Source organism: Streptomyces sp. NRRL F-2580, from assembly GCF_000720115.1.
Lineage (GTDB): Bacteria > Actinomycetota > Actinomycetes > Streptomycetales > Streptomycetaceae > Streptomyces.
On record NZ_JOIR01000057.1, the window covers coordinates 13,488 to 30,972 of the forward strand.

General features: G+C 72.9%; 16 protein-coding genes. 8 read left to right on the plus strand and 8 right to left on the minus strand.

Annotated elements, in window-relative coordinates:
• Positions 1-84 precede the first annotated feature (84 nt).
• From IF88_RS0136950 to IF88_RS0136960, 3 genes are all read left to right on the plus strand, one after another.
• A complete protein-coding gene (locus tag IF88_RS0136950) occupies positions 85-447 on the plus strand; it encodes a hypothetical protein (RefSeq protein WP_030723111.1) in 363 nt (120 codons plus the stop codon).
• Positions 448-584: 137 nt separating this feature from the next.
• Positions 585-1,205: a TetR/AcrR family transcriptional regulator gene (locus IF88_RS0136955; protein ID WP_030723114.1), complete on the plus strand. Its 621-nt coding sequence runs from the start codon at positions 585-587 to the stop codon at positions 1,203-1,205.
• Positions 1,202-1,549, plus strand: a complete 348-nt coding sequence (locus IF88_RS0136960) for a nuclear transport factor 2 family protein (protein ID WP_030723117.1) — start codon at positions 1,202-1,204, stop codon at positions 1,547-1,549. Before IF88_RS0136955 ends, IF88_RS0136960 begins: the two co-directional genes overlap by 4 nt.
• Before the next feature lie 389 nt (positions 1,550-1,938).
• Here IF88_RS0136960 and IF88_RS0136965 read toward each other — a convergent pair whose 3' ends face one another.
• The 3 genes from IF88_RS0136965 to IF88_RS0136970 all read right to left on the minus strand — a co-directional run bounded on the left by IF88_RS0136965 (position 1,939) and on the right by IF88_RS0136970 (position 4,120).
• Complete coding sequence (locus tag IF88_RS0136965; RefSeq protein ID WP_234323837.1) at positions 1,939-2,304, minus strand: hypothetical protein; 366 nt, start codon at positions 2,302-2,304, stop codon at positions 1,939-1,941.
• Positions 2,305-2,436: 132 nt separating this feature from the next.
• A complete protein-coding gene (locus IF88_RS49745) occupies positions 2,437-2,856 on the minus strand; it encodes an STAS domain-containing protein (protein WP_158754824.1) in 420 nt (139 codons plus the stop codon).
• Positions 2,846-4,120: a PP2C family protein-serine/threonine phosphatase gene (locus tag IF88_RS0136970; protein ID WP_051838228.1), complete on the minus strand. Its 1,275-nt coding sequence runs from the start codon at positions 4,118-4,120 to the stop codon at positions 2,846-2,848. Before IF88_RS0136970 ends, IF88_RS49745 begins: the two co-directional genes overlap by 11 nt.
• A 282-nt stretch (positions 4,121-4,402) precedes the next feature.
• Here IF88_RS0136970 and IF88_RS0136975 point away from each other — a divergent pair, with 282 nt between their 5' ends.
• The 4 genes from IF88_RS0136975 (at position 4,403) to IF88_RS0136990 (ending at position 11,141) form a co-directional block, all read left to right on the plus strand.
• Positions 4,403-5,692, plus strand: coding sequence for a ClC family H(+)/Cl(-) exchange transporter (locus tag IF88_RS0136975; RefSeq protein WP_051838219.1), 1,290 nt, complete (start codon positions 4,403-4,405; stop codon positions 5,690-5,692).
• A gap of 176 nt (positions 5,693-5,868) precedes the next feature.
• On the plus strand, positions 5,869-6,075 hold the full coding sequence (locus tag IF88_RS0136980; RefSeq protein WP_051838221.1) for a hypothetical protein: 207 nt from the start codon (positions 5,869-5,871) through the stop codon (positions 6,073-6,075).
• Positions 6,076-6,407: 332 nt separating this feature from the next.
• The gene (locus IF88_RS0136985; protein WP_051838223.1) at positions 6,408-8,630 is read left to right on the plus strand and encodes a SpoIIE family protein phosphatase; all 2,223 of its coding nucleotides are present in this window, start codon (positions 6,408-6,410) and stop codon (positions 8,628-8,630) included.
• 99 nt (positions 8,631-8,729) lie between these two features.
• Positions 8,730-11,141 carry an excinuclease ABC subunit UvrA gene (locus tag IF88_RS0136990; RefSeq protein WP_030723134.1) on the plus strand — a complete coding sequence of 804 codons (2,412 nt, stop codon included), beginning with the start codon at positions 8,730-8,732 and terminating at the stop codon, positions 11,139-11,141.
• A 3-nt stretch (positions 11,142-11,144) separates the two neighbouring features.
• On the opposite strand, the gene IF88_RS42625 is transcribed toward IF88_RS0136990, so the two are convergent.
• The 5 genes from IF88_RS42625 to IF88_RS0137015 form a co-directional block, all read right to left on the minus strand.
• Positions 11,145-11,891, minus strand: a complete 747-nt coding sequence (locus tag IF88_RS42625) for an endonuclease/exonuclease/phosphatase family protein (RefSeq protein ID WP_051838225.1) — start codon at positions 11,889-11,891, stop codon at positions 11,145-11,147.
• Between the two features lie 115 nt (positions 11,892-12,006).
• A complete protein-coding gene (locus IF88_RS48745; RefSeq protein ID WP_234323838.1) occupies positions 12,007-12,657 on the minus strand; it encodes a phosphoglycerate mutase family protein in 651 nt (216 codons plus the stop codon).
• Between the two features lie 365 nt (positions 12,658-13,022).
• Positions 13,023-13,769: a succinate dehydrogenase/fumarate reductase iron-sulfur subunit gene (locus tag IF88_RS0137005; protein WP_030723143.1), complete on the minus strand. Its 747-nt coding sequence runs from the start codon at positions 13,767-13,769 to the stop codon at positions 13,023-13,025.
• Positions 13,766-15,718: a fumarate reductase/succinate dehydrogenase flavoprotein subunit gene (locus tag IF88_RS0137010; protein WP_030723144.1), complete on the minus strand. Its 1,953-nt coding sequence runs from the start codon at positions 15,716-15,718 to the stop codon at positions 13,766-13,768. The genes IF88_RS0137005 and IF88_RS0137010 overlap by 4 nt, the downstream gene beginning before the upstream one ends.
• A gap of 2 nt (positions 15,719-15,720) precedes the next feature.
• The gene (locus IF88_RS0137015) at positions 15,721-16,425 is read right to left on the minus strand and encodes a succinate dehydrogenase (RefSeq protein ID WP_037808432.1); all 705 of its coding nucleotides are present in this window, start codon (positions 16,423-16,425) and stop codon (positions 15,721-15,723) included.
• 95 nt (positions 16,426-16,520) lie between these two features.
• Between IF88_RS0137015 and IF88_RS0137020 the strand changes: the two genes are divergently transcribed.
• Complete coding sequence (locus tag IF88_RS0137020) at positions 16,521-17,399, plus strand: LysR family transcriptional regulator (RefSeq protein WP_030723146.1); 879 nt, start codon at positions 16,521-16,523, stop codon at positions 17,397-17,399.
• The last annotated feature ends 86 nt before the right edge of the window (positions 17,400-17,485 follow it).

The window sequence follows — 17,485 nt, forward strand, 5'->3', positions numbered from 1 at the left end:
CGAGGGCCGGCCGGCGGACGCGCCGGCCTTCTCGCCGGTCCACCCCCAGCGGGAAGTCACCCAGGGGTAGCGCGGAACACCGGCATGGCGGCACCGCTGCGACGCGCTGCGGGGGCGGCGGCCGGAGCCCTTCTGGCGCTGCTCTCGGCGGCCGCTGTGGCGTCGGCAGGCGTTCCGGCAGGCGGTCCGGGTGACGGCGACGACGGAGTCGTACTGCGTTGGCGTCCGTGCGCGCAGCCGGGCCGGGCGGGCTTCGAGTGCGCGGTGGCGAAAGCGCCGCTGAACCACGCCGCCCCGTCGGGCCGGACGATCGACCTGGCGGTGATCCGTCACCGGGCGGCCGTCCCGGGGCGGCGCGCCGGGACGCTGTTCTTCAACCCCGGGGGCCCCGGTGGCCCCGGGACGGTCGGACTGCCCGAGCTGTACGGCAAGTTCCGCAGCAACTGAAGGACCGCCTCGACATCGTCAGCTGGGACCCGCGGGGCCGCCGACCGCCACAGCTCAGCCCGCGGCAGCAGCCGCCGGCTCCCGAGGGGCACCGGCGTGCTAGTTTGTGAGCGACCGTTCAACTAAGGGAGGCGCTGATGGGTCGCAAGCAGGTCTGGGACCAGGACGAGGTGCTGGCCTCCGCTATGCGTCTGTTCCGTCGTCGTGGGTACCTCGGCGCCTCGCTGCGCGACCTCGAAGAGGTGACCGGAATGCACCCGGGCAGCCTGTACCGGGCGTTTCACAGCAAGGAAGGCCTGTTCAGCGCCGCGCTGGACGCTTACAACGAGCGGGTGGTGGAGAGCAGGGTTCGTGTCCACCTGCGGGACACGGAGGACCCCGTGGCCGGCATCCGCTCGTTCTTCACCTCGGCGTTCGACACCGGCATCGGCCCCGAACCCGACCCGGGGTGCCTGCTCACCAATAGCGCGGTGGAGTCGTTCACCGTTCCGCAGGCGACGCCGGGCGTGCGCCGGGGACTGGAGACGATCGAGTCCGGCTTCGCCGACGCGCTGACGCGCGCCCGAGCCCAGCGGCTACTGCCCGCGGAACTCGATGTCGAGGAGTCAGCCGCTCAGCTCCTGGCGCTCTACCAGGGCCTCCTGGTGCTCGTCCGGTCCGGTACGGGCGCCGCCAAACTGCACACCATCACCAATGGAGCCATGGCATCGATCGGTGCCAGGCAAGCCAAGCAAGCCGACGAAGAGGAACAACGATGAGTGACCAACAGCAGCTCTGGAACGACTACGCCGCATGCTGGTCGGCCGACCCCTCGATACGGCCCACCGCGCTCGGGGCGGTCGCGGTCGACGAGGTCACCTACCGGGACCCGGGAACCGAGGTGTGCGGCCTGGCTGAACTGGACGCGTACATGAACGGCTTCGCCGGGGCGTTCCCCGGACACCGCTTCCGCATCGACGAGGTCCTTCACCACCACGACAGGTCACTGGCCCGCTGGACCCAGATCGGCCCGGACGGCGAGACCTTCATGACGGGCGTGAGCAGCGCCGTGCACCGCGACGGCCTCCTCACCGACGTGACCGGGTACTTCCTTCCCGCCTGACGACTCGGGGCGGCCTGTCGGCCACCCGCGCAACCCCTACGGACACCGCCGCCCGGCCACTTCGGCGGCCGGGCAGTGCACGGGTGCGTGAACTGTGTCTGACGTGCGTCCCAGCGGGTGGCCGGTCAAAGTTCCCTACGTTGTTCTTAGGGACCGGGCGAGCCCTTTGGGGACGACCCCCTCGCGCATCAGCTCGCGGCGCTCGCGAGTCAGCAGCCTGTACGCGGCGCTGCCCGACTGCCAGGGAGCGGGCTCGCCCGCGATCCCGCAAGGCCAGCGCGGCGACGACCTGGTCCTGGGTGTCCCGCAGGTCCTGGGCAGTCTGCGCGGTGGCCTTCGGGCCCCGGGCGAGCAGGTGCTCCCGAGCGGTCAAGGGACCCGGCGCGAGGTCAGGAGGCGCGCTTCAGCGTCCAGGTGTTGGGGTTGAGGCTGGGGACGGCGGAGTAGCTGCACCCGCTGGAGTAGTAGCTGTTGGTGATGGTCCAACCGGCGGGCGGCCAGGTGGAGGCGCAGGCGTTGACCTGGGTGCCGACGGGATAGCCTCTGAGGTCCTTGATCTGCTTGGTGTTGGGCGTGAAGCCGGAGCCGCACCCCCCGCTGTTCCACCACTGGGTGTCCACCCAGCCGTCCGGGGTGAGCGTGCTGGAACAGCTGGTGCGCGTGTCGCCGGGTGCCGCTGAGGCGGGGCTCACGGTGATCGCGAGGGCGGTGACGGCCATGGTGGCGAGAGCGGCGGCGTAACGGGTGCGGGTCACGAGACGTTCCTTCCTCGGCGCGCTGGGGTCATCCCGCCGACCGTCGGCGGACCGTGCCAGGCGCCCACGCCATTGCTATCCGACCCGGATGGGTTACAGATAGTAATCTTTTGGGCATACCTCTTCGTCGGTTTAAAGCCGTGCTGACGTCGCCGACGATCGGGAACGGCGAACCGTCAGGGGGCGGGGTGACGGTGGACGGCATGAGCGGCCAGCGCCTGGGCGGGGCCGGCATGGAGGGTGAAGACGGTGCCCGTACCGGTGACGGACAGCAGTCGCATCATCTGGGCGGGTACGCCGGCCAGGGCGAGGCTGCCACCGGCCGCGGCGGCGTGGCGTCCGCAGGCGGATCAGGGTGTTGAGGCCCGAGGAGTCGCAGAAGGTGACCTGCGACAGGTCCAGGACCAGGTGGGGATGGGCGGTCAGCACGGTGATCGCCTCCTCGCCGAGGCGCTGGGCCGTGTGGATGTCCAAGGCACCGGTGACGGCGGCGACGGCCAAGCCGTCGCGGGTCTCCAGAAGCACCAGTCGCACATGCGGGTCACTGTTCACCAGCGGGTCTCCTGTCGTCGCTGCCCGGTGGGGCGGTGGCCGTCCGGGGCACGCCCGCGAGGAATGCCGCCCGCCCTGTGGAGTGCGCGGTGAGGCCCAGCCATTCGCAGAACAGGACGGTGGCGTCGTCCTGGAGGGTGCCGTCGTGATGCTCCAGGACGGCATGGATGAGTCGGCGCAGGGTTTCGGGGACGGGCAGGCCGTCGGCGTGGTGGCGGATGAGGAAGTCGATGAACCTGTCGAGCCCGAATTCCTCACCCGGGGTTCTGCGTGCCTCGGTGATGCCGTCGGTGTAGAGCACGATCCGGTCGCCCGGCTCCAGCTGATGGCAGCACAGACGGGCCCGGAGACCGAGGCGGGTGCCCATGGGATGGCAGGGCGGGCAGTCCAGCAGGGTGCTCCAGCGGCCGCCACGGATGATCACCGGCGGGGGATGGCCCCGGTTGACCCACCTCAGGGACCCGGTGCGGGTGTCGAGGTCGGCGAGGACACCGGTGACGTAGCGGGTCTGTCCGTACTGCTGGAGCAACACCTCCTCGATCCTCTCGCTGGTCTCCACCAGCCCCGCGCCCCCACGGCGCGCGTTGCGGCAGGCTCCCATGGCCAGGTTGGCGGTCAGTCCGGCCGCCGTGTCGTGTCCCATCGCGTCGAAGAGCGACAGGTGCACCACGGGCCCGGCGGTCGCGTAGTCGTAGGCGTCGCCGCTGATGCGGTAGGCCGGCTCCATAGCGGCGGAGATCACCACCCGCCCGTCCGCGTACGCGGGCGGGGGCATCAGGTGCCACTGCATCTCCGCTGCGATGTTCAGCCGCCGGGTGCGCGTGAGCCGGGCATGGAAGTCGCTGCTGCGCCGCTTGCTGTCGATGATCAAGGCGACCAGGGCCGCCAGCAGCTTCATGTCCTCCACGGCACGCGGGTCATCGAGGGCCGTGGTGATCCGCAGGACGCCCAGGCGGTCGGTGCCGTCGACCAGGGGCACCCACCAGCAGCCCCCGCCCTCCCCCGGATCGGCGCCGGCGAGGATCTGCCCGTACTGGAACGCGCGCCCCGCCACGGTTCCCTCGATCTTCAGCTCGATCTCCTCACCGACCACCGCGCCGGTGTCGGCGTCCTCGCCGGACAGCAGGCGCATCACGTCGCCCTGGAGGTCCACCACGTAGATGAGCACCTGCGTGAAGCCGACCTCCGCCGCGTGTTCGGCCGTCTTCGCCGACAGGAGCTCCAGGGGCATCAGGTGGCTGGCCGACAGCAGACCGGCCAGCATCCGCCGCCCGCGTGCGTCGCGGTCAGGGTTCTTCACGGCAGCACTCCTGCCCTCGGCCCGGCCGGCACGCTGCCGAAGCCGATGCACAGGTGCCCGTACCTCCACTCTCCTCCTCCGTTGCCCGAACGGACAGAAACGGCTCTACGGAAGCCTCCTCGGCCCGCCGGCGGGTTCGCCCGGTCGAGGTGGCTCGGGCCAGTGCTACGGCGAGGTTCGTCGTGACGGCCGAGCGGTGGGTGCAGGCTCGGCGGACGTCCCCGTGCGGCTCGCTGGAGGCAGTTCATGCCCGGTGCTCGGCCAGGCGGCCGGAAGACCGGCCCCGCCTTCGTGGTCGCGGGGGTGGCCGGCTGTCTGGTCGGGCTGGTCGCCGGCTGTTTCCGGTGGTGCCTGGAGCAGGCCGACGGGCTGCGCGGTTCGGTCGTCGAGGCCGCCGCGGGTCTCGGTGCGGTGGGCCGGCTGGTCCCGGTCGTCCTCACCGCGGTGGGTGCGGCGGTGGCGTGCCTGATCGCCCAGCGGGTCCCGCACGCGGCGGGCAGCGGGATCCAGCACGTCGAGGCGGTGTGGCGCCAGGAGTCCGAGGGACGCCCGCTGCCGCTGCTGCCGGCGAAGTTCACCGGCGGTCTCATCGCGATCGGCTCGGGCCTGGTCCTCGGGCGGGAGGGTCCCATCGTCCACATGGGGGCCGCGATCGGGGTCCTGGCCGGTCGGCGCACCCGCCTGGATGCCGAGGACGCCCGCCTGCTGCACACCGCGCTCGGCGGGGCCGGTCTGGCGGCTGCGTTCACCGCCCCGCTGGGCGGACTGCTGTTCGTCTGCGAGGAAGTGACGCGTACGATCAGGCCCCGCCTGGTGCTGCTGACGCTCGTCGGCACCGTCACCGCCGTGGTCTGCTGCCGGCTCATCGTGGGCCGGGGGCCCGAGTTCCCGGTGCCGGGCCTCGCCGCCCCACCGGTGTGGGTGCTGCCGGCCTTCCTGCTCTTCGGCATGACGGCCGGCGTGCTGGGCGCCGCCTACAGCGCTCTTGTCGTACGGACGCTGGAGGCATGCGACCGGCTGCCCCGGGTACCGCTCCCTGTCCGGGCGGCTGTCATCGGGGCGGTGGTGGGGGCCCTGATGGCCGTCGATCCGCTTCTTGCCGGGGGTGGCGACCCGCTGAGCGAGCGACTGGTGGCGGGCGGCAGCATGACGGTGGCGGCGCTGGCGGCCTACCTCGCCGTCCGGTTCGTGGCGGGACCGCTCAGCTACGCGGCCGCGACCCCCGGTGGACTGTTCGCCCCGCTGCTGGCCCTCGGGGCGCTGTGGGGAGCCCTCGTCCACGCGCTGGTCTCCCCGCTCCTGCCGGTCCAGGCGGCGGCCCCGGCCTCGTTCGCGGTGGTGGGGATGGCCGCCCTGTTCACCGGGGTGGTACGGGCACCGCTCACGGGCATCGTCCTCGTCGTGGAGATGACGGGTTCCACCACGCTGCTGGCCCCGCTGCTGATCGCGTGTTTCGGCGCGGCGGTGACCGCGGACCTCCTGCGGAGCGAGCCCATCTACGACCGGCTCCGTCGCCGGATGGCAAACCATCCCTGAAGTGGCCCTGGCGGGCGGCGCACCTGGGGGCGCCGCGGTGCGGTCGTCGTGCAGCGGGCGCTCCAGCGCGAGGAGGGCGCCTGGCGGCGTGACGTAAATGATGCGGATTGTCACAGAACGTGTCAGCTTTACCGGGAGGGAATCCGCAGATCCAACGTCATGAAGGAGTCGCCGTCATGGACGGTACGCAGGACAAGCGCCAGGAGCCGGGCAAGGGCAGCAGCGAGCCGGAGCACCTGCGCCGCCCGGGACAGGACCCGGTCCACCCCGGTACCGGCCGGGAGGGCGCCCGGGGCAAGAGCCCGGAAGAACTCAAGCGGCGCCGCGAGGACGAGATGAGCCGTGAACGCCGCGAGGACGAGGTCCGCGACGAAGAACTCTGACCGTTCACATCGCCCCACCCCACGCACGCAGGACCCGGCCGGGACCGTCGTCACACCCGGCCGGGTCCTGTCGCGTCTCCCGCCGTGGGGGAACACTTCGAGGAGGTGGCGTCCATCGCAGCCACGACCCGCCCCGAGCCGTCGGCACCGGGCGCCGTCCCCGGGCGCAGTCCCCGGGCGCCGGACGCCGACTCCGGGCTCAGTCCCCGGGCGCCGGACGCCGACTCCGCGCGCCGGACGGGACACGGACCGTCCGAGTACCTGCCGCTGCCGAGCCCCGGGACTATCGTCCTCTTATGGGCGATATTCCTCCCGGGTCCGGGTGAGCGGCCGTGCGGCACACGGGCAGGACGGACTGGACGGACTGGACGTCCGGCCGTGGTCTGGACCGGCTGGACGGGCCCCTGGCCGACCTCGTGGAGGAGACGGGCGCCTCCGTGGGCATGGTCTACCTCCTGGGGTGGGGCGAGCGGGTCCTGCGGCTCGGGCTCGTGGCGGGGGCGCCCCCGCCCATCACCGCCCCGTGGGCGCGGGTCTCCCTCGACGAGGCCGTCCCCGTGTCGGACGCGGTCCGCGAGCGGCGGCTGGTCTGGCTGGGCGGCGGCCAGGAAGAGGTCGCCCGCCGGTATCCGCGGCTGGGGTTGGTGCTCCCGTACGAGTTCCTCCTCGCCGCGGCTCCGCTCGCCGACGGCGACGGCGACGACGATGTGCGGGGCGGCCTCGTCCTGCTGTGGCCGGTCTGGCATCCGCCACGGCTCAGCGAGCAGGAGCGGGTGGCGCTCGAGACCTTCGCCGGCCGCGCGGGGCAGGCTCTGCGGCAGGCTGCGGCGGAGGGCCTGGAGGCCGGTGGGGAGTGGCCGCCAGAGGGTGACCCGCGCTTCGTCCCCGCACGGGTGCGCCGGCAGGAGGACCCGGCACGGGCGGCGGCCGCCCTCGACTTCACCGAACGGATGCCCCTGGGCTGCTGCGCACTGGACCTCGACGGCCAGATCACCTACATCAACGCGGCAGGCGCCGACCTGGTCGGCGCCGAAGCGCCGCAGCTCCTGGGCAGGCGCCCCTGGGAGGTGCTGCCGTGGCTGCGCGATCCCCTCGTCGAGGACCGCTACCGGGCCGCCGTGGTGGCCCGTCGGCCGACGGGCTTCACCGCGGTGCGCCCACCCGACGTACGCCTGTTCTTCCAGCTCTATCCGGACGCGCGCGGCATCAGCCTGCACATCTCCCCCGCCGCGACGGTCGCCTCCGGGGCGGCCGACCACGCCGCCTTCGCCCCCTCCCCGTCCACGGCACTGTTTCCGCACACGGCCCAGGAGCCGGTGGGGGCCCTGGGGCTCTACCACCTGACCCACCTGGCCGCGGCCCTTGCCGAGGCCGTCGGCGTCCGCGACGTGGCGGAGCGGCTGGCCGATCAGATCGTTCCGGCACTCGGCCCGCAAGGCCTCGTCCTCATGACGGTCGAGGAGGGGCGGCTGCGGATCGTCGGCCACCGCGGCTACCGGCCCGGGTTCATCGGAGGATTCGACGGCGCGCCGCTCACGTCGAGCGTCACCAACGCGCAGGTGCTCACCACCGGTGCCCCGGTCTTCTTCTCCAGCTACGAGGAGTTCCGCCGCGCCCACCCCACCGCCCCCCATCACGAGGGACGCAACGCCTGGGCGTTCCTGCCGCTGACCGCCTCCGGCCACTCGGTGGGCTCGCTGATCCTCTCGTACGACCAGCCCCGTCCCTTCCCGCCCGCCGAACGGGCCCTGCTGACCTCGCTGGCCGGGCTGATCGCCCAGGCGCTGGACCGGGCCCGCCTCTACGACGCCAAGCACGCCCTGGCCCGCACCCTGCAGACCGCACTCCTCCCCCACACGCTGCCGCCCGTCCCGGGCCTGGACGTCACCGCCCGCTACCGGCCGGCCGGGCACGGCATGGACATCGGCGGCGACTTCTACGACCTGATCCGCCCCACCCGGTCGACGGTCCTCGCCGCCATCGGCGACGTCCAGGGCCACAACGTGAACGCCGCCGCGCTGATGGGACAGGTCCGCACCGCCGTCCACGCCCACGGCACGGCCGGCACACCGCCCGCGGAAATCCTCGCCCGGACCAACCGGCTGCTGACCGACCTCGACCCGGGCCTCTTCACCAGCTGCCTGATCGCCCACATCGACCTCGTGCGCGGGCGGGCCCTCCTCGCCAGCGCCGGCCATCCGCCACCCCTGCTGCGGTACCCGGGTGGAGCCACCGAGGTACTGCAGGTGCCCCCCGGGCTGCTGCTGGGCATCGAGCCGTCCGCCGAGTACCCCACGCGGGAGATCCCCTTCCCGCCGGGCGCGCTTCTGGTCCTCTACACCGACGGCCTGGTCGAAACACCCGGCGCCGACATCGAAGCGGACACCCTGAGCCTGGCCCGGCACCTCGACCGGTCCGAGGCGGCGGCCCCCGGCCGAAGAGAAGACCTGGACGAGGTGGCCGACGCCCTGCTGCGGCACGCCCGGCAGGCCGGGCCGCGCACGGACGACATCGCCTTGCTCCTCATAAGGGCGACCCGGCGGCCCGGGGCATGAGCCGGCCCCGTCCCGGCGCAGTCGGCATGCCGCGATGAGGTGGGGGCAGTCGTCCGACACTGACGCGGCGCACCGCCGACGAGGCCTAAACTGAGGCGAATGCACCAGTTCACCGATCACCAGGCCCCCCGCGACCCCTTCGTACGGGTCCGGGGCGCCCGGGAGCACAATCTGCGCGGCGTCGACGTGGACATCCCGCGCGACGCGCTGACCGTGTTCACCGGGGTGTCCGGGTCCGGCAAGAGCTCGCTCGCCTTCGGCACGCTCTACGCCGAGGCCCAGCGCCGGTACTTCGAGTCGGTGGCCCCGTACGCCCGCCGGCTCATCCACCAGATCGGCGCCCCGAAGGTGGACTCCGTCACCGGGCTGCCGCCGGCCGTCTCCCTGGAGCAGCGCCGCTCCTCCCCCGGCTCCCGCTCCTCCGTCGGCACGGTGACCCTGCTGTCCAACTCGCTGCGGATGCTGTACTCCCGGGCCGGCACCTATCCCCCGGGCGCGCCGCGGCTGGACTCCGACGCCTTCTCGCCCAACACCGCCTCCGGCGCCTGCCCTTCGTGCCACGGGCTCGGCCGGATCCACCGCACCAGCGAGGAACTCCTCGTACCCGACCCGGCCCTGTCGATCCGTCAGGGTGCCATCGCCGCCTGGCCCGGCGCCTGGCAGGGCAAGAACCTGCGGGACATCCTGGAGACGCTCGGCCACGATGTGGACCGGCCGTGGCGGGAGCTGCCCGCGAAGGACCGCGAGTGGATCCTCTTCACCGAGGAGCAGCCGGTGGTGACCGTGCACCCGGTGCGCGAGGCCGACCGGATCCAACGGCCGTACCAGGGCACGTACATGAGCGCGCACCGCTACGTCATGCGGACCTTCGCCGACAGCAAGAGCGCGACGCTGAGGGCGCGCGCCGAGCGGTTCCTCACCGATTCGCCGTGTCCGGTGTGCGAGGGGCGGCGGCTGCGTCCGGAGGCGCTGGCCGTGACCTTCGCGGGGTACGGCATCGCGGAGCTGGCCGCGATGCCGCTGACCGACCTGGACGGCGTGCTCGCCGCCGCCACCCTGGACGGGGAGGCGGCCCGGGTGCTCGCCGAGGACCTGCGTTCCCGGATCGGGCCGGTCACGGAGCTGGGGTTGGGGTATCTGAGCCTGGACCGGACCGCGCCGAGCCTCTCCGCGGGCGAACTGCAGCGGCTGCGGCTGGCGACGCAGCTGCGGTCGGGGCTGTTCGGGGTGGTGTACGTGCTGGACGAGCCGTCGGCGGGGCTGCACCCGGCCGACACCGAGGCGCTGCTCGGCGTACTGGACCGGCTGAAGGAGGCCGGGAACACCGTCTTCGTCGTGGAGCACCAGCTGGACGTGGTGCGGCACGCGGACTGGCTGGTGGACGTGGGTCCGCTGGCCGGGGAGCACGGCGGGCAGGTCCTCCACAGCGGGCCGCCCGCGGCTCTGGAGGGGGTGGCGGGGTCGGCGACGGCCCGGCACCTGTTCGCGGCGCGGGAGTCCGCCGGGGCGCCCCGGCCGGTGCGCACGGAGACCGGCGCGGTGCGGCTGACCGGGGTGGACCGGCACAACCTGCGGGGGCTGGACGCGCGCTTCCCGCTGGGGGTGTTCACGGCCGTGACCGGGGTGTCGGGTTCGGGGAAGTCCACGCTGGTGGGGCAGGCGCTGGCCCGGGAGGTCGGGGAGCGGCTCGCGGAACCGGACTTTCCCGTCCGGCGGCTCGTGGAGGTGGACCAGAAGCCGATCGGCCGGACCCCGCGGTCCAACCTGGCCACGTACACGGGCCTGTTCGACGTGGTGCGGCGGCTCTTCACGGCGGCGCCGGAAGCCAAGGCCCGCGGCTGGAAGGCGGGCCGGTTCTCCTTCAACGTGGCGGGCGGCCGGTGCGAGACCTGCCAGGGTGAGGGCTTCGTCTCGGTGGAGCTGCTGTTCCTGCCGAGTACGTACGCCCCGTGCCCCGACTGCGCCGGCGCGCGATACAACGCCGAGACCCTGGAGGTCCGCTACGCGGGCCTGAACATCGCGGAGGTGCTCGCGCTGACGGTGGAGTCCGCAGCCGGGTTCTTCGCGCAGGTCCCGGCGGCGGCACGGAGTCTGCGCGCGCTGGAGGACATCGGGCTGGGCTACCTGCGGCTGGGGCAGCCGGCCACCGAGTTGTCGGGCGGCGAGGCGCAGCGGATCAAGCTGGCCACGGAGCTGCAGCGGCTGCGCCGGGACCACACGCTGTACCTGCTGGACGAGCCGACGACGGGGCTGCACCCGGCCGATGTGCGGGTGCTGCTGCGGCAGTTGCACGGGCTGGTGGACGCCGGGCACTCGGTGGTGGTCGTGGAGCACGACATGGAGGTGGTGGCGGGCGCCGACTGGGTGATCGACATGGGTCCGGGCGGCGGTACGGCGGGCGGCCGGGTCGTCGCGGAGGGCACCCCGGCGCAGGTGGCGGCGGCGGGCGGGGGCCGCACGGCGGCGTACCTGGCACGGGCGCTCGGCGGCCCGGACAGGGACCAGGGGTAACGGTCAGTTGGCGGTGGCCGAGACGCGCAGCCGGTTGTGGTCCGAGACCGCCGTGTCGAGGGGGAGGGCGTCGGCGCTCGCGGCCCGGAAGTGCGGGGCGCTGAAGAAGAGGTAGTCGAGCTTCTTCGCGCCGAAGGTCGTCTCGCCCGATCGGCACGCGGAGGTGGTGGCGGGCGGGCAGACGGCGGGGTCGAAGAACTCCGGGTCGCTCTCGTCGGACTCGGTGAAGTCCCCGTGGGCGCCGTCCCCTCGTTCCGCCAGGTAGAAGCGGGACGGCGTGGCGGTGCGCGGGGAGTGGTTGAAGTCCCCGCCGAGGACGACGGCGGACCCGTCGTCCAGCCACCGGCGGGCCTGCTCGGCCAGCCGGTCGGCTTCGGGGACGGCGAGGGTGCCGTCGTCCCAGTAGAGGTGGACCGAGCAGGACCAGGTGGGCCGGTCCGGCAGGGAGGCCAGGGCGCAGGGCACGGTGATCGGTTCGCGTTCGCCGCCCACCGTCAGGTCGAGGTCGGCCGTGTCCGAGACCGGGCCGCGGACGAGGACGGCGTTGCCGTACGCGTCGCCCTCGCAGATGGACGCGTTCCCGGCGGGCAGGGTGGCGTAGCTGGTCAGCCGGACCGTGCCGGCACGACGGGTCTCGGTGGCCGGGGCAGGGGCGGCGGTCGCGGTCGGTCCGGGCGCGAGGAGGAGGCAGAAGGCGGCGGCGGTGAGGGTGACGACGAGGACGGCCAGGGCGGCAGGGGTTCGGCGCACACCCGTGATGCTTCCCGCGGGCGCCGCCGCTACCCCAACACCGTTTGAACACAGGGCAGATGCTCGCGACCGGAAACCCATGCGGACTACCGGGACCGCTGGAACATCCCTAGGCCTACGCGTCCCCCGGCAGGAGGTGCTGCGGCAGTTCGCGGAAGCTCCACTGGCCCCGGCGGCGGGTGAACATCCAGACGAGGTCGTACCGGTCGGGCCAGGTCGCGGGGGTGCCGGGGACCTGATGGGCGCCGAGGGCCCGGACGAGGCGGGGGACGCCGGTGTGTTCCCAGCAGACGAGTACGGGCATGGGCGCGGCCAACGCGGCCTGGACGAGAGCCTGTTCGGCGCCGAGGGCGAACTCCCGGCGGACGGGGGTGCGCAGCGCGGTGGCCAGCGCCGCGACGGTCTGCCTGCACCGCGCGGGGGCGCCGTCCTTGCCGCCGGCCGCGAAGACGGCGGCGGGCCGGGGCAGTGAGGAGCCCTTGGCGGGCGGGAAGAGGCGCGGGAGCTGTTCGGCCCGGCGCCAGCCGCGGCCGGCCAGCGAGCCGGGATCGTCCTCGCCCTCCTCGTCCCAGCCGGAGTCACCGGCGTACGGCTTCTCCGCGTGCCGGATCACCATGATCAGGGCGTCCTTGGGTCCGGCCTGCGGGCCGGAGGCGGGGGCGCGGGGGTCTTCCCCGCCGGAGCAGCCGGCCGCGGTCAGCGGGGCGAGGGCGGCGGCCAGAACGGCTCGGCGGCGCGGTCCGGACCCGACGGGGGCTTCTGGCATGGGGCCACTGTCCCCCATGGCCCGGGCGCCTCCGGGGCGCGGCGCGGGGTGGGCCGCGCCGGTCAGCCGATCGGCGCAGGGCCGGACGCCCGGCTACCCCGGCGCCCCGCAGGGCCGGGCGCGGCGTACGGCCCGTACGGGCGCCCGGCCGGCGGACCGGGGTGCCGGGGCGGGAGCCGGTGTGATGACGAGCTTCTTGTGGCCGATCGGGCCGGGACGGGGACCCGGTCCGGCGGCGGTCACCCGGCCGCGGGCGCCCGTACGGGGGTCGGTGGCGCGGCGGCGGGGCCCGGCCCTGCGCCGCGTGAGGGGACGGGGCGGTGCGTCGCGGGACGGTGCCCGCGACGCGCCTCCCGTACCAGCGGTCAGCGGGGGCCCTTGCGCACCGCCCGCAGCCACTCCTTGTTCATCGCGGCGATCGACGGCAGCGGGATCCCCTTCGGGCAGGCCGTGGCGCACTCCCCGGTCAGGGTGCAGCCGCCGAAGCCCTCCTCGTCCATCCGGGCCACCATGTCCAGCACCCGGGTCTCGCGCTCCGGCGAGCCCTGCGGAAGCACGTTCAGGTGGTTGACCTTGGCGGAGGTGAAGAGCATCGCGGAGCCGTTGGGGCAGGCCGCCACGCACGCGCCGCAGCCGATGCATTCGGCGTGCTCGAAGGCGAAGTCGGCGTCGGACTTGGGCACGGCGGTGGCGTGCGCGTCGGGGGCTGCGCCGGTGGGGGCGGTGATGTAGCCGCCGGCCTGGATGATGCGGTCGAAGGCGCCGCGGTCGACGACGAGGTCCTTGACCACCGGGAAGGCCGCGGCCCGCCAGGGCTCGACGTCGATGGTGTCGCCGTCGGTGAAGGACCGCATGTGCAGCTGGCAGGTGGTGGTGCGCTCGGGGCCGTGGGCGTCGCCGTTGATGACGAGGCTGCACGCGCCGCAGATGCCCTCGCGGCAGTCGTGGTCGAAGGCGACCGGGTCCTCACCTCGCAGGATGAGGTCCTCGTTGAGGGTGTCGAGCATCTCCAGGAAGGACATGTCCTCGGAGATCCCGTCGACCTCGTACGAGGCCATGTGGCCGGGGGCGTCGGCGCCGCGCTGGCGCCAGACGCGCAGGGTGAGCTTCATGCGTAGCTCCGCTGGGTGGGGTGGACGTACTCGAAGACGAGGTCTTCCTTGTGCAGGACGGGGGCGGCGCCGGTGCCCTGGTACTCCCAGGCGGCGGCGTAGGCGAACTCCTCGTCGCGGCGGGCGGCCTCGCCGTCCGGGGTCTGGGACTCCTCGCGGAAGTGGCCGCCGCAGGATTCGGCGCGGTGGAGGGCGTCGAGGCACATCAGCTCGGCGAGTTCGAGGTAGTCGACGATGCGGTTGGCCTTCTCCAGCGACTGGTTGAACTCCTCGCCGCTGCCGGGGACCTTGATGCGCCGCCAGAACTCCTCGCGGATCTCCGGGATCCGGGCGAGGGCCTTGCGCAGCCCTTCCTCGGTGCGGGACATGCCGCAGTACTCCCACATGAGCTCGCCGATCTCACGGTGGAAGGAGTCCGGGGTGCGGTCGCCGTCGACGGCGAGCAGCTTGGCGAGGCAGTCGCGGACCTCCCGTACGGCGGCGGCCGCCTCGGGGTGGGTGTCGTCGACGGCATCCTGGTGCGGGTGGCGGGCGAGGTAGTCGTTGATGGTGGAGGGCAGCACGAAGTAGCCGTCGCCGAGGCCCTGCATCAGGGCGGAGGCGCCGAGGCGGTTGGCGCCGTGGTCGGAGAAGTTGGCCTCGCCGATCGCGAACAGGCCGGGGACGGTGGTCTGGAGGTCGTAGTCGACCCACAGTCCGCCCATCGTGTAGTGCACGGCGGGGTAGATCCGCATGGGGACCTCGTAGGGGTTCTCCGCGGTGATCCGCTCGTACATCTCGAAGAGGTTGCCGTATTTCTCGGCGACCTTGTCGCGGCCCATGCGGCGGATGGCGTCGGCGAAGTCGAGGTAGACGCCCTGGCCGCCCGGGCCGACGCCGCGGCCCTCGTCGCAGACGTTCTTGGCGGCGCGGGAGGCGATGTCGCGGGGCACGAGGTTGCCGAAGGAGGGGTAGATCCGCTCCAGGTAGTAGTCGCGCTCCGCCTCGGGGATCTCGGCGGCGGGGCGGGTGTCGCCCTGGGCCTTGGGGACCCAGATGCGGCCGTCGTTGCGCAGGGACTCGCTCATCAGGGTGAGCTTGGACTGGTGGTCGCCGGTGCGCGGGATGCAGGTGGGGTGGATCTGGGTGAAGCAGGGGTTGGCGAAGTACGCGCCGCGCCGGTGCGCCCGCCAGACGGCGGTCGCGTTGGAGTTCATGGCGTTGGTGGAGAGGTAGAAGACGTTGCCGTAGCCGCCGCTCGCCAGGACCACCGCGTCCGCGTAGTGGGTGGAGATCTCGCCAGTGATCAGGTCGCGGGCCACGATGCCGCGCGCCACACCGTCGACGACGACCAGGTCGAGCATCTCGGTACGGGCGTGCATCTCGACGTTGCCCGCGGCGATCTGCCGGGAGAGCGCCTGGTAGGCGCCGAGGAGGAGCTGCTGGCCCGTCTGACCGCGGGCGTAGAAGGTACGGGACACCTGGACGCCGCCGAAGGAGCGGGTGTCGAGGAGGCCGCCGTACTCGCGGGCGAAGGGGACGCCCTGGGCCACGCACTGGTCGATGATCTCGACGGAGATCTGGGCGAGGCGGTGGACGTTGGACTCGCGGGCGCGGAAGTCGCCGCCCTTGACGGTGTCGTAGAAGAGGCGGTGCACCGAGTCGCCGTCGTTGCGGTAGTTCTTGGCGGCGTTGATCCCGCCCTGGGCGGCGATGGAGTGGGCGCGGCGCGGAGAGTCGGAGTAGCAGAACTGGACGACGTGGTAGCCCTGTTCGGCGAGGGTGGCGCCGGCCGCTCCGCCCGCGAGGCCCGTGCCGACGACGATGACGGTGTGCTTGCGGCGGTTGGCCGGGTTGACCAGCTTGGCCTCGAAGCGGCGGCGGTCCCAGCGGTCGGCGATCGGGCCTTCGGGGGCCTTGGTGTCGGCGACGGGCTCGCCTTCGGTGTAGTGGGCGTAGTCGTTGCTCATGGTCAGCTCACCACTCCGGTCATGACGGCGACGGGCACGGAGACGAAGCCCGCGAAGAGGACGAGGGCCAGGGTGTTGGCCAGGGACTTCAGCGCCCGGTCACGCCGGGCGTTGCCGGCTCCGAGGGTCTGGGCGGCGCTCCAGAATCCGTGCCGGATGTGCAGGCCGAGGGCGGCCATGGCCACGATGTAGATCGTGTTCCCGTACCAGGTGGAGAAGGTCGCGAGGACGTTCTCGTACGGGTGGCCCGCCCAGGCGCGCTCGTTGACGGTGAGCGTGGTGAGGTCGAGCAGGTGCCAGACGATGAAGAGGCCGAGGATGATGCCGCCCCAGCGCATGGTGCGGGTCGCGTAGCTCGCGCGGCGGCGCTTGTGGGCGTACTTCACCGGGCGGGCCTTGATGTCGCGGCGGCTGAGCTGGTACGCGGACACGGCGTGCGCGACGACCGCGGCGAGGAGGGCGACGCGGACGATCCACAGGGCCCACTCGTGGTGGAGGAAGGGCGAGCCGAGGGTGCGCAGCCAGTGGGCGTAGCCGTTGAACTCGTCCGCCCCGAAGAAGATCTTGAGGTTGCCGAGCATGTGCGCGACGAGGTAGCCGAGCATCACCAGGCCGGAGACAGCCATTACGGACTTCTTGCCGACGGAGGAGTCCCAGAGCGTGCGCGTGGTGGACGGCCGTCGACCCGTCCGCGTTGCCAGAGCCATGCCTCCGACGGTAGGGACCGAGGTCCCGAAAGGTCCAAGACATGGAGGAGCTCAAATCCATAGGGACTGCCTATGCAAGGCGTTACGCTGGGCTTATGCAGTTCCAGCAGCTCCTGTACTTCGTGGCCGTCGCCGAGACCCGGCACTTCACCCGGGCCGCGGAGCGGGTGCATGTGGCCCAGCCCTCGCTCTCCCAGCAGATCAAGGCGCTCGAACGGGAACTGGGGGCCGAGCTCTTCAGCCGGGCGCGGGGCAACATCGCCCTCACCGACGCGGGCGAGACGCTGCTGCCGCTGGCCCGGCGGATCCTGGCGGACGCGGACACCGCGCGGCTGGAGGTGCAGGAACTGGCGCAGCTGCGGCGCGGGCGGGTCCGGCTGGGCGCCACCCCGAGCGTGTGCACGGGCCTGTTGCCGGACGTGCTGCGCGCCTTCCACGCCGCGCATCCGGGGATCGAGCTGCTGATCGAGGAGAGCGGTTCGCTGGACCTCGTACGGGAACTCGCGCGCGGGGCCCTGGACCTCGCCCTGATCGCGCTGCCGCTGCCGCCCTCGGCTCCGGCCCTGACCACGGTGGAACTGCTGACGGAGGACCTGGTGGTGGTCTCGTCGACGGAGCGGCCGGCTCCGGGCGGGGGCGGCGAGCTGACCATACGGGGCCTGCGCGACGAGCCGATGGTGATGTTCCGGCACGGCTACGACCTGCGGGAGCTGACCGTGACGGCCTGCCGCGCGGAGGGCTTCGAGCCGGTCTTCACCGTGGAGGGCGGCGAGATGGACGCGGTCCTGGGCTTCGTGCGGGCGGGGTTGGGCATCGCGGTGGTCCCGGCGATGGTGGTGGACCGCGCCGGTCCCGGTCTGCGGGCGACCCCGCTGGCCGGGTCCCCGCTGCGCCGCACGGTGGCCCTGGCCCACCGCACGGACGTGGCTCCCCCGAGGGCGGCCCGCGAGCTGAAGCGGATGCTGGTGGGCTGACCGCGTCGCGACGCTACGCGCGGGCGGGGGGCGGGGGCTGGGCCTGTCTCTTATACACATCTGACGCTGCCGACGAAGAGGATAGT

Bases quoted from the DNA above. Each gene is read 5' to 3' on its own strand.
- IF88_RS0136950 (WP_030723111.1), top strand. From the start codon at position 85: ATGGCGGCACCGCTGCGACGCGCTGCGGGGGCGGCGGCCGGAGCCCTT.
- IF88_RS0136955 (WP_030723114.1), top strand. From the start codon at position 585: ATGGGTCGCAAGCAGGTCTGGGACCAGGACGAGGTGCTGGCCTCCGCT.
- IF88_RS0136960 (WP_030723117.1), top strand. From the start codon at position 1,202: ATGAGTGACCAACAGCAGCTCTGGAACGACTACGCCGCATGCTGGTCG.
- IF88_RS0136970 (WP_051838228.1), bottom strand. From the start codon at position 4,120: ATGCTGGCCGGTCTGCTGTCGGCCAGCCACCTGATGCCCCTGGAGCTC.
- IF88_RS0136975 (WP_051838219.1), top strand. From the start codon at position 4,403: ATGCCCGGTGCTCGGCCAGGCGGCCGGAAGACCGGCCCCGCCTTCGTG.
- IF88_RS0136980 (WP_051838221.1), top strand. From the start codon at position 5,869: ATGGACGGTACGCAGGACAAGCGCCAGGAGCCGGGCAAGGGCAGCAGC.
- IF88_RS0136990 (WP_030723134.1), top strand. From the start codon at position 8,730: ATGCACCAGTTCACCGATCACCAGGCCCCCCGCGACCCCTTCGTACGG.
- IF88_RS48745 (WP_234323838.1), bottom strand. From the start codon at position 12,657: ATGCCAGAAGCCCCCGTCGGGTCCGGACCGCGCCGCCGAGCCGTTCTG.
- IF88_RS0137005 (WP_030723143.1), bottom strand. From the start codon at position 13,769: ATGAAGCTCACCCTGCGCGTCTGGCGCCAGCGCGGCGCCGACGCCCCC.
- IF88_RS0137010 (WP_030723144.1), bottom strand. From the start codon at position 15,718: ATGAGCAACGACTACGCCCACTACACCGAAGGCGAGCCCGTCGCCGAC.
- IF88_RS0137015 (WP_037808432.1), bottom strand. From the start codon at position 16,425: ATGGCTCTGGCAACGCGGACGGGTCGACGGCCGTCCACCACGCGCACG.
- IF88_RS0137020 (WP_030723146.1), top strand. From the start codon at position 16,521: ATGCAGTTCCAGCAGCTCCTGTACTTCGTGGCCGTCGCCGAGACCCGG.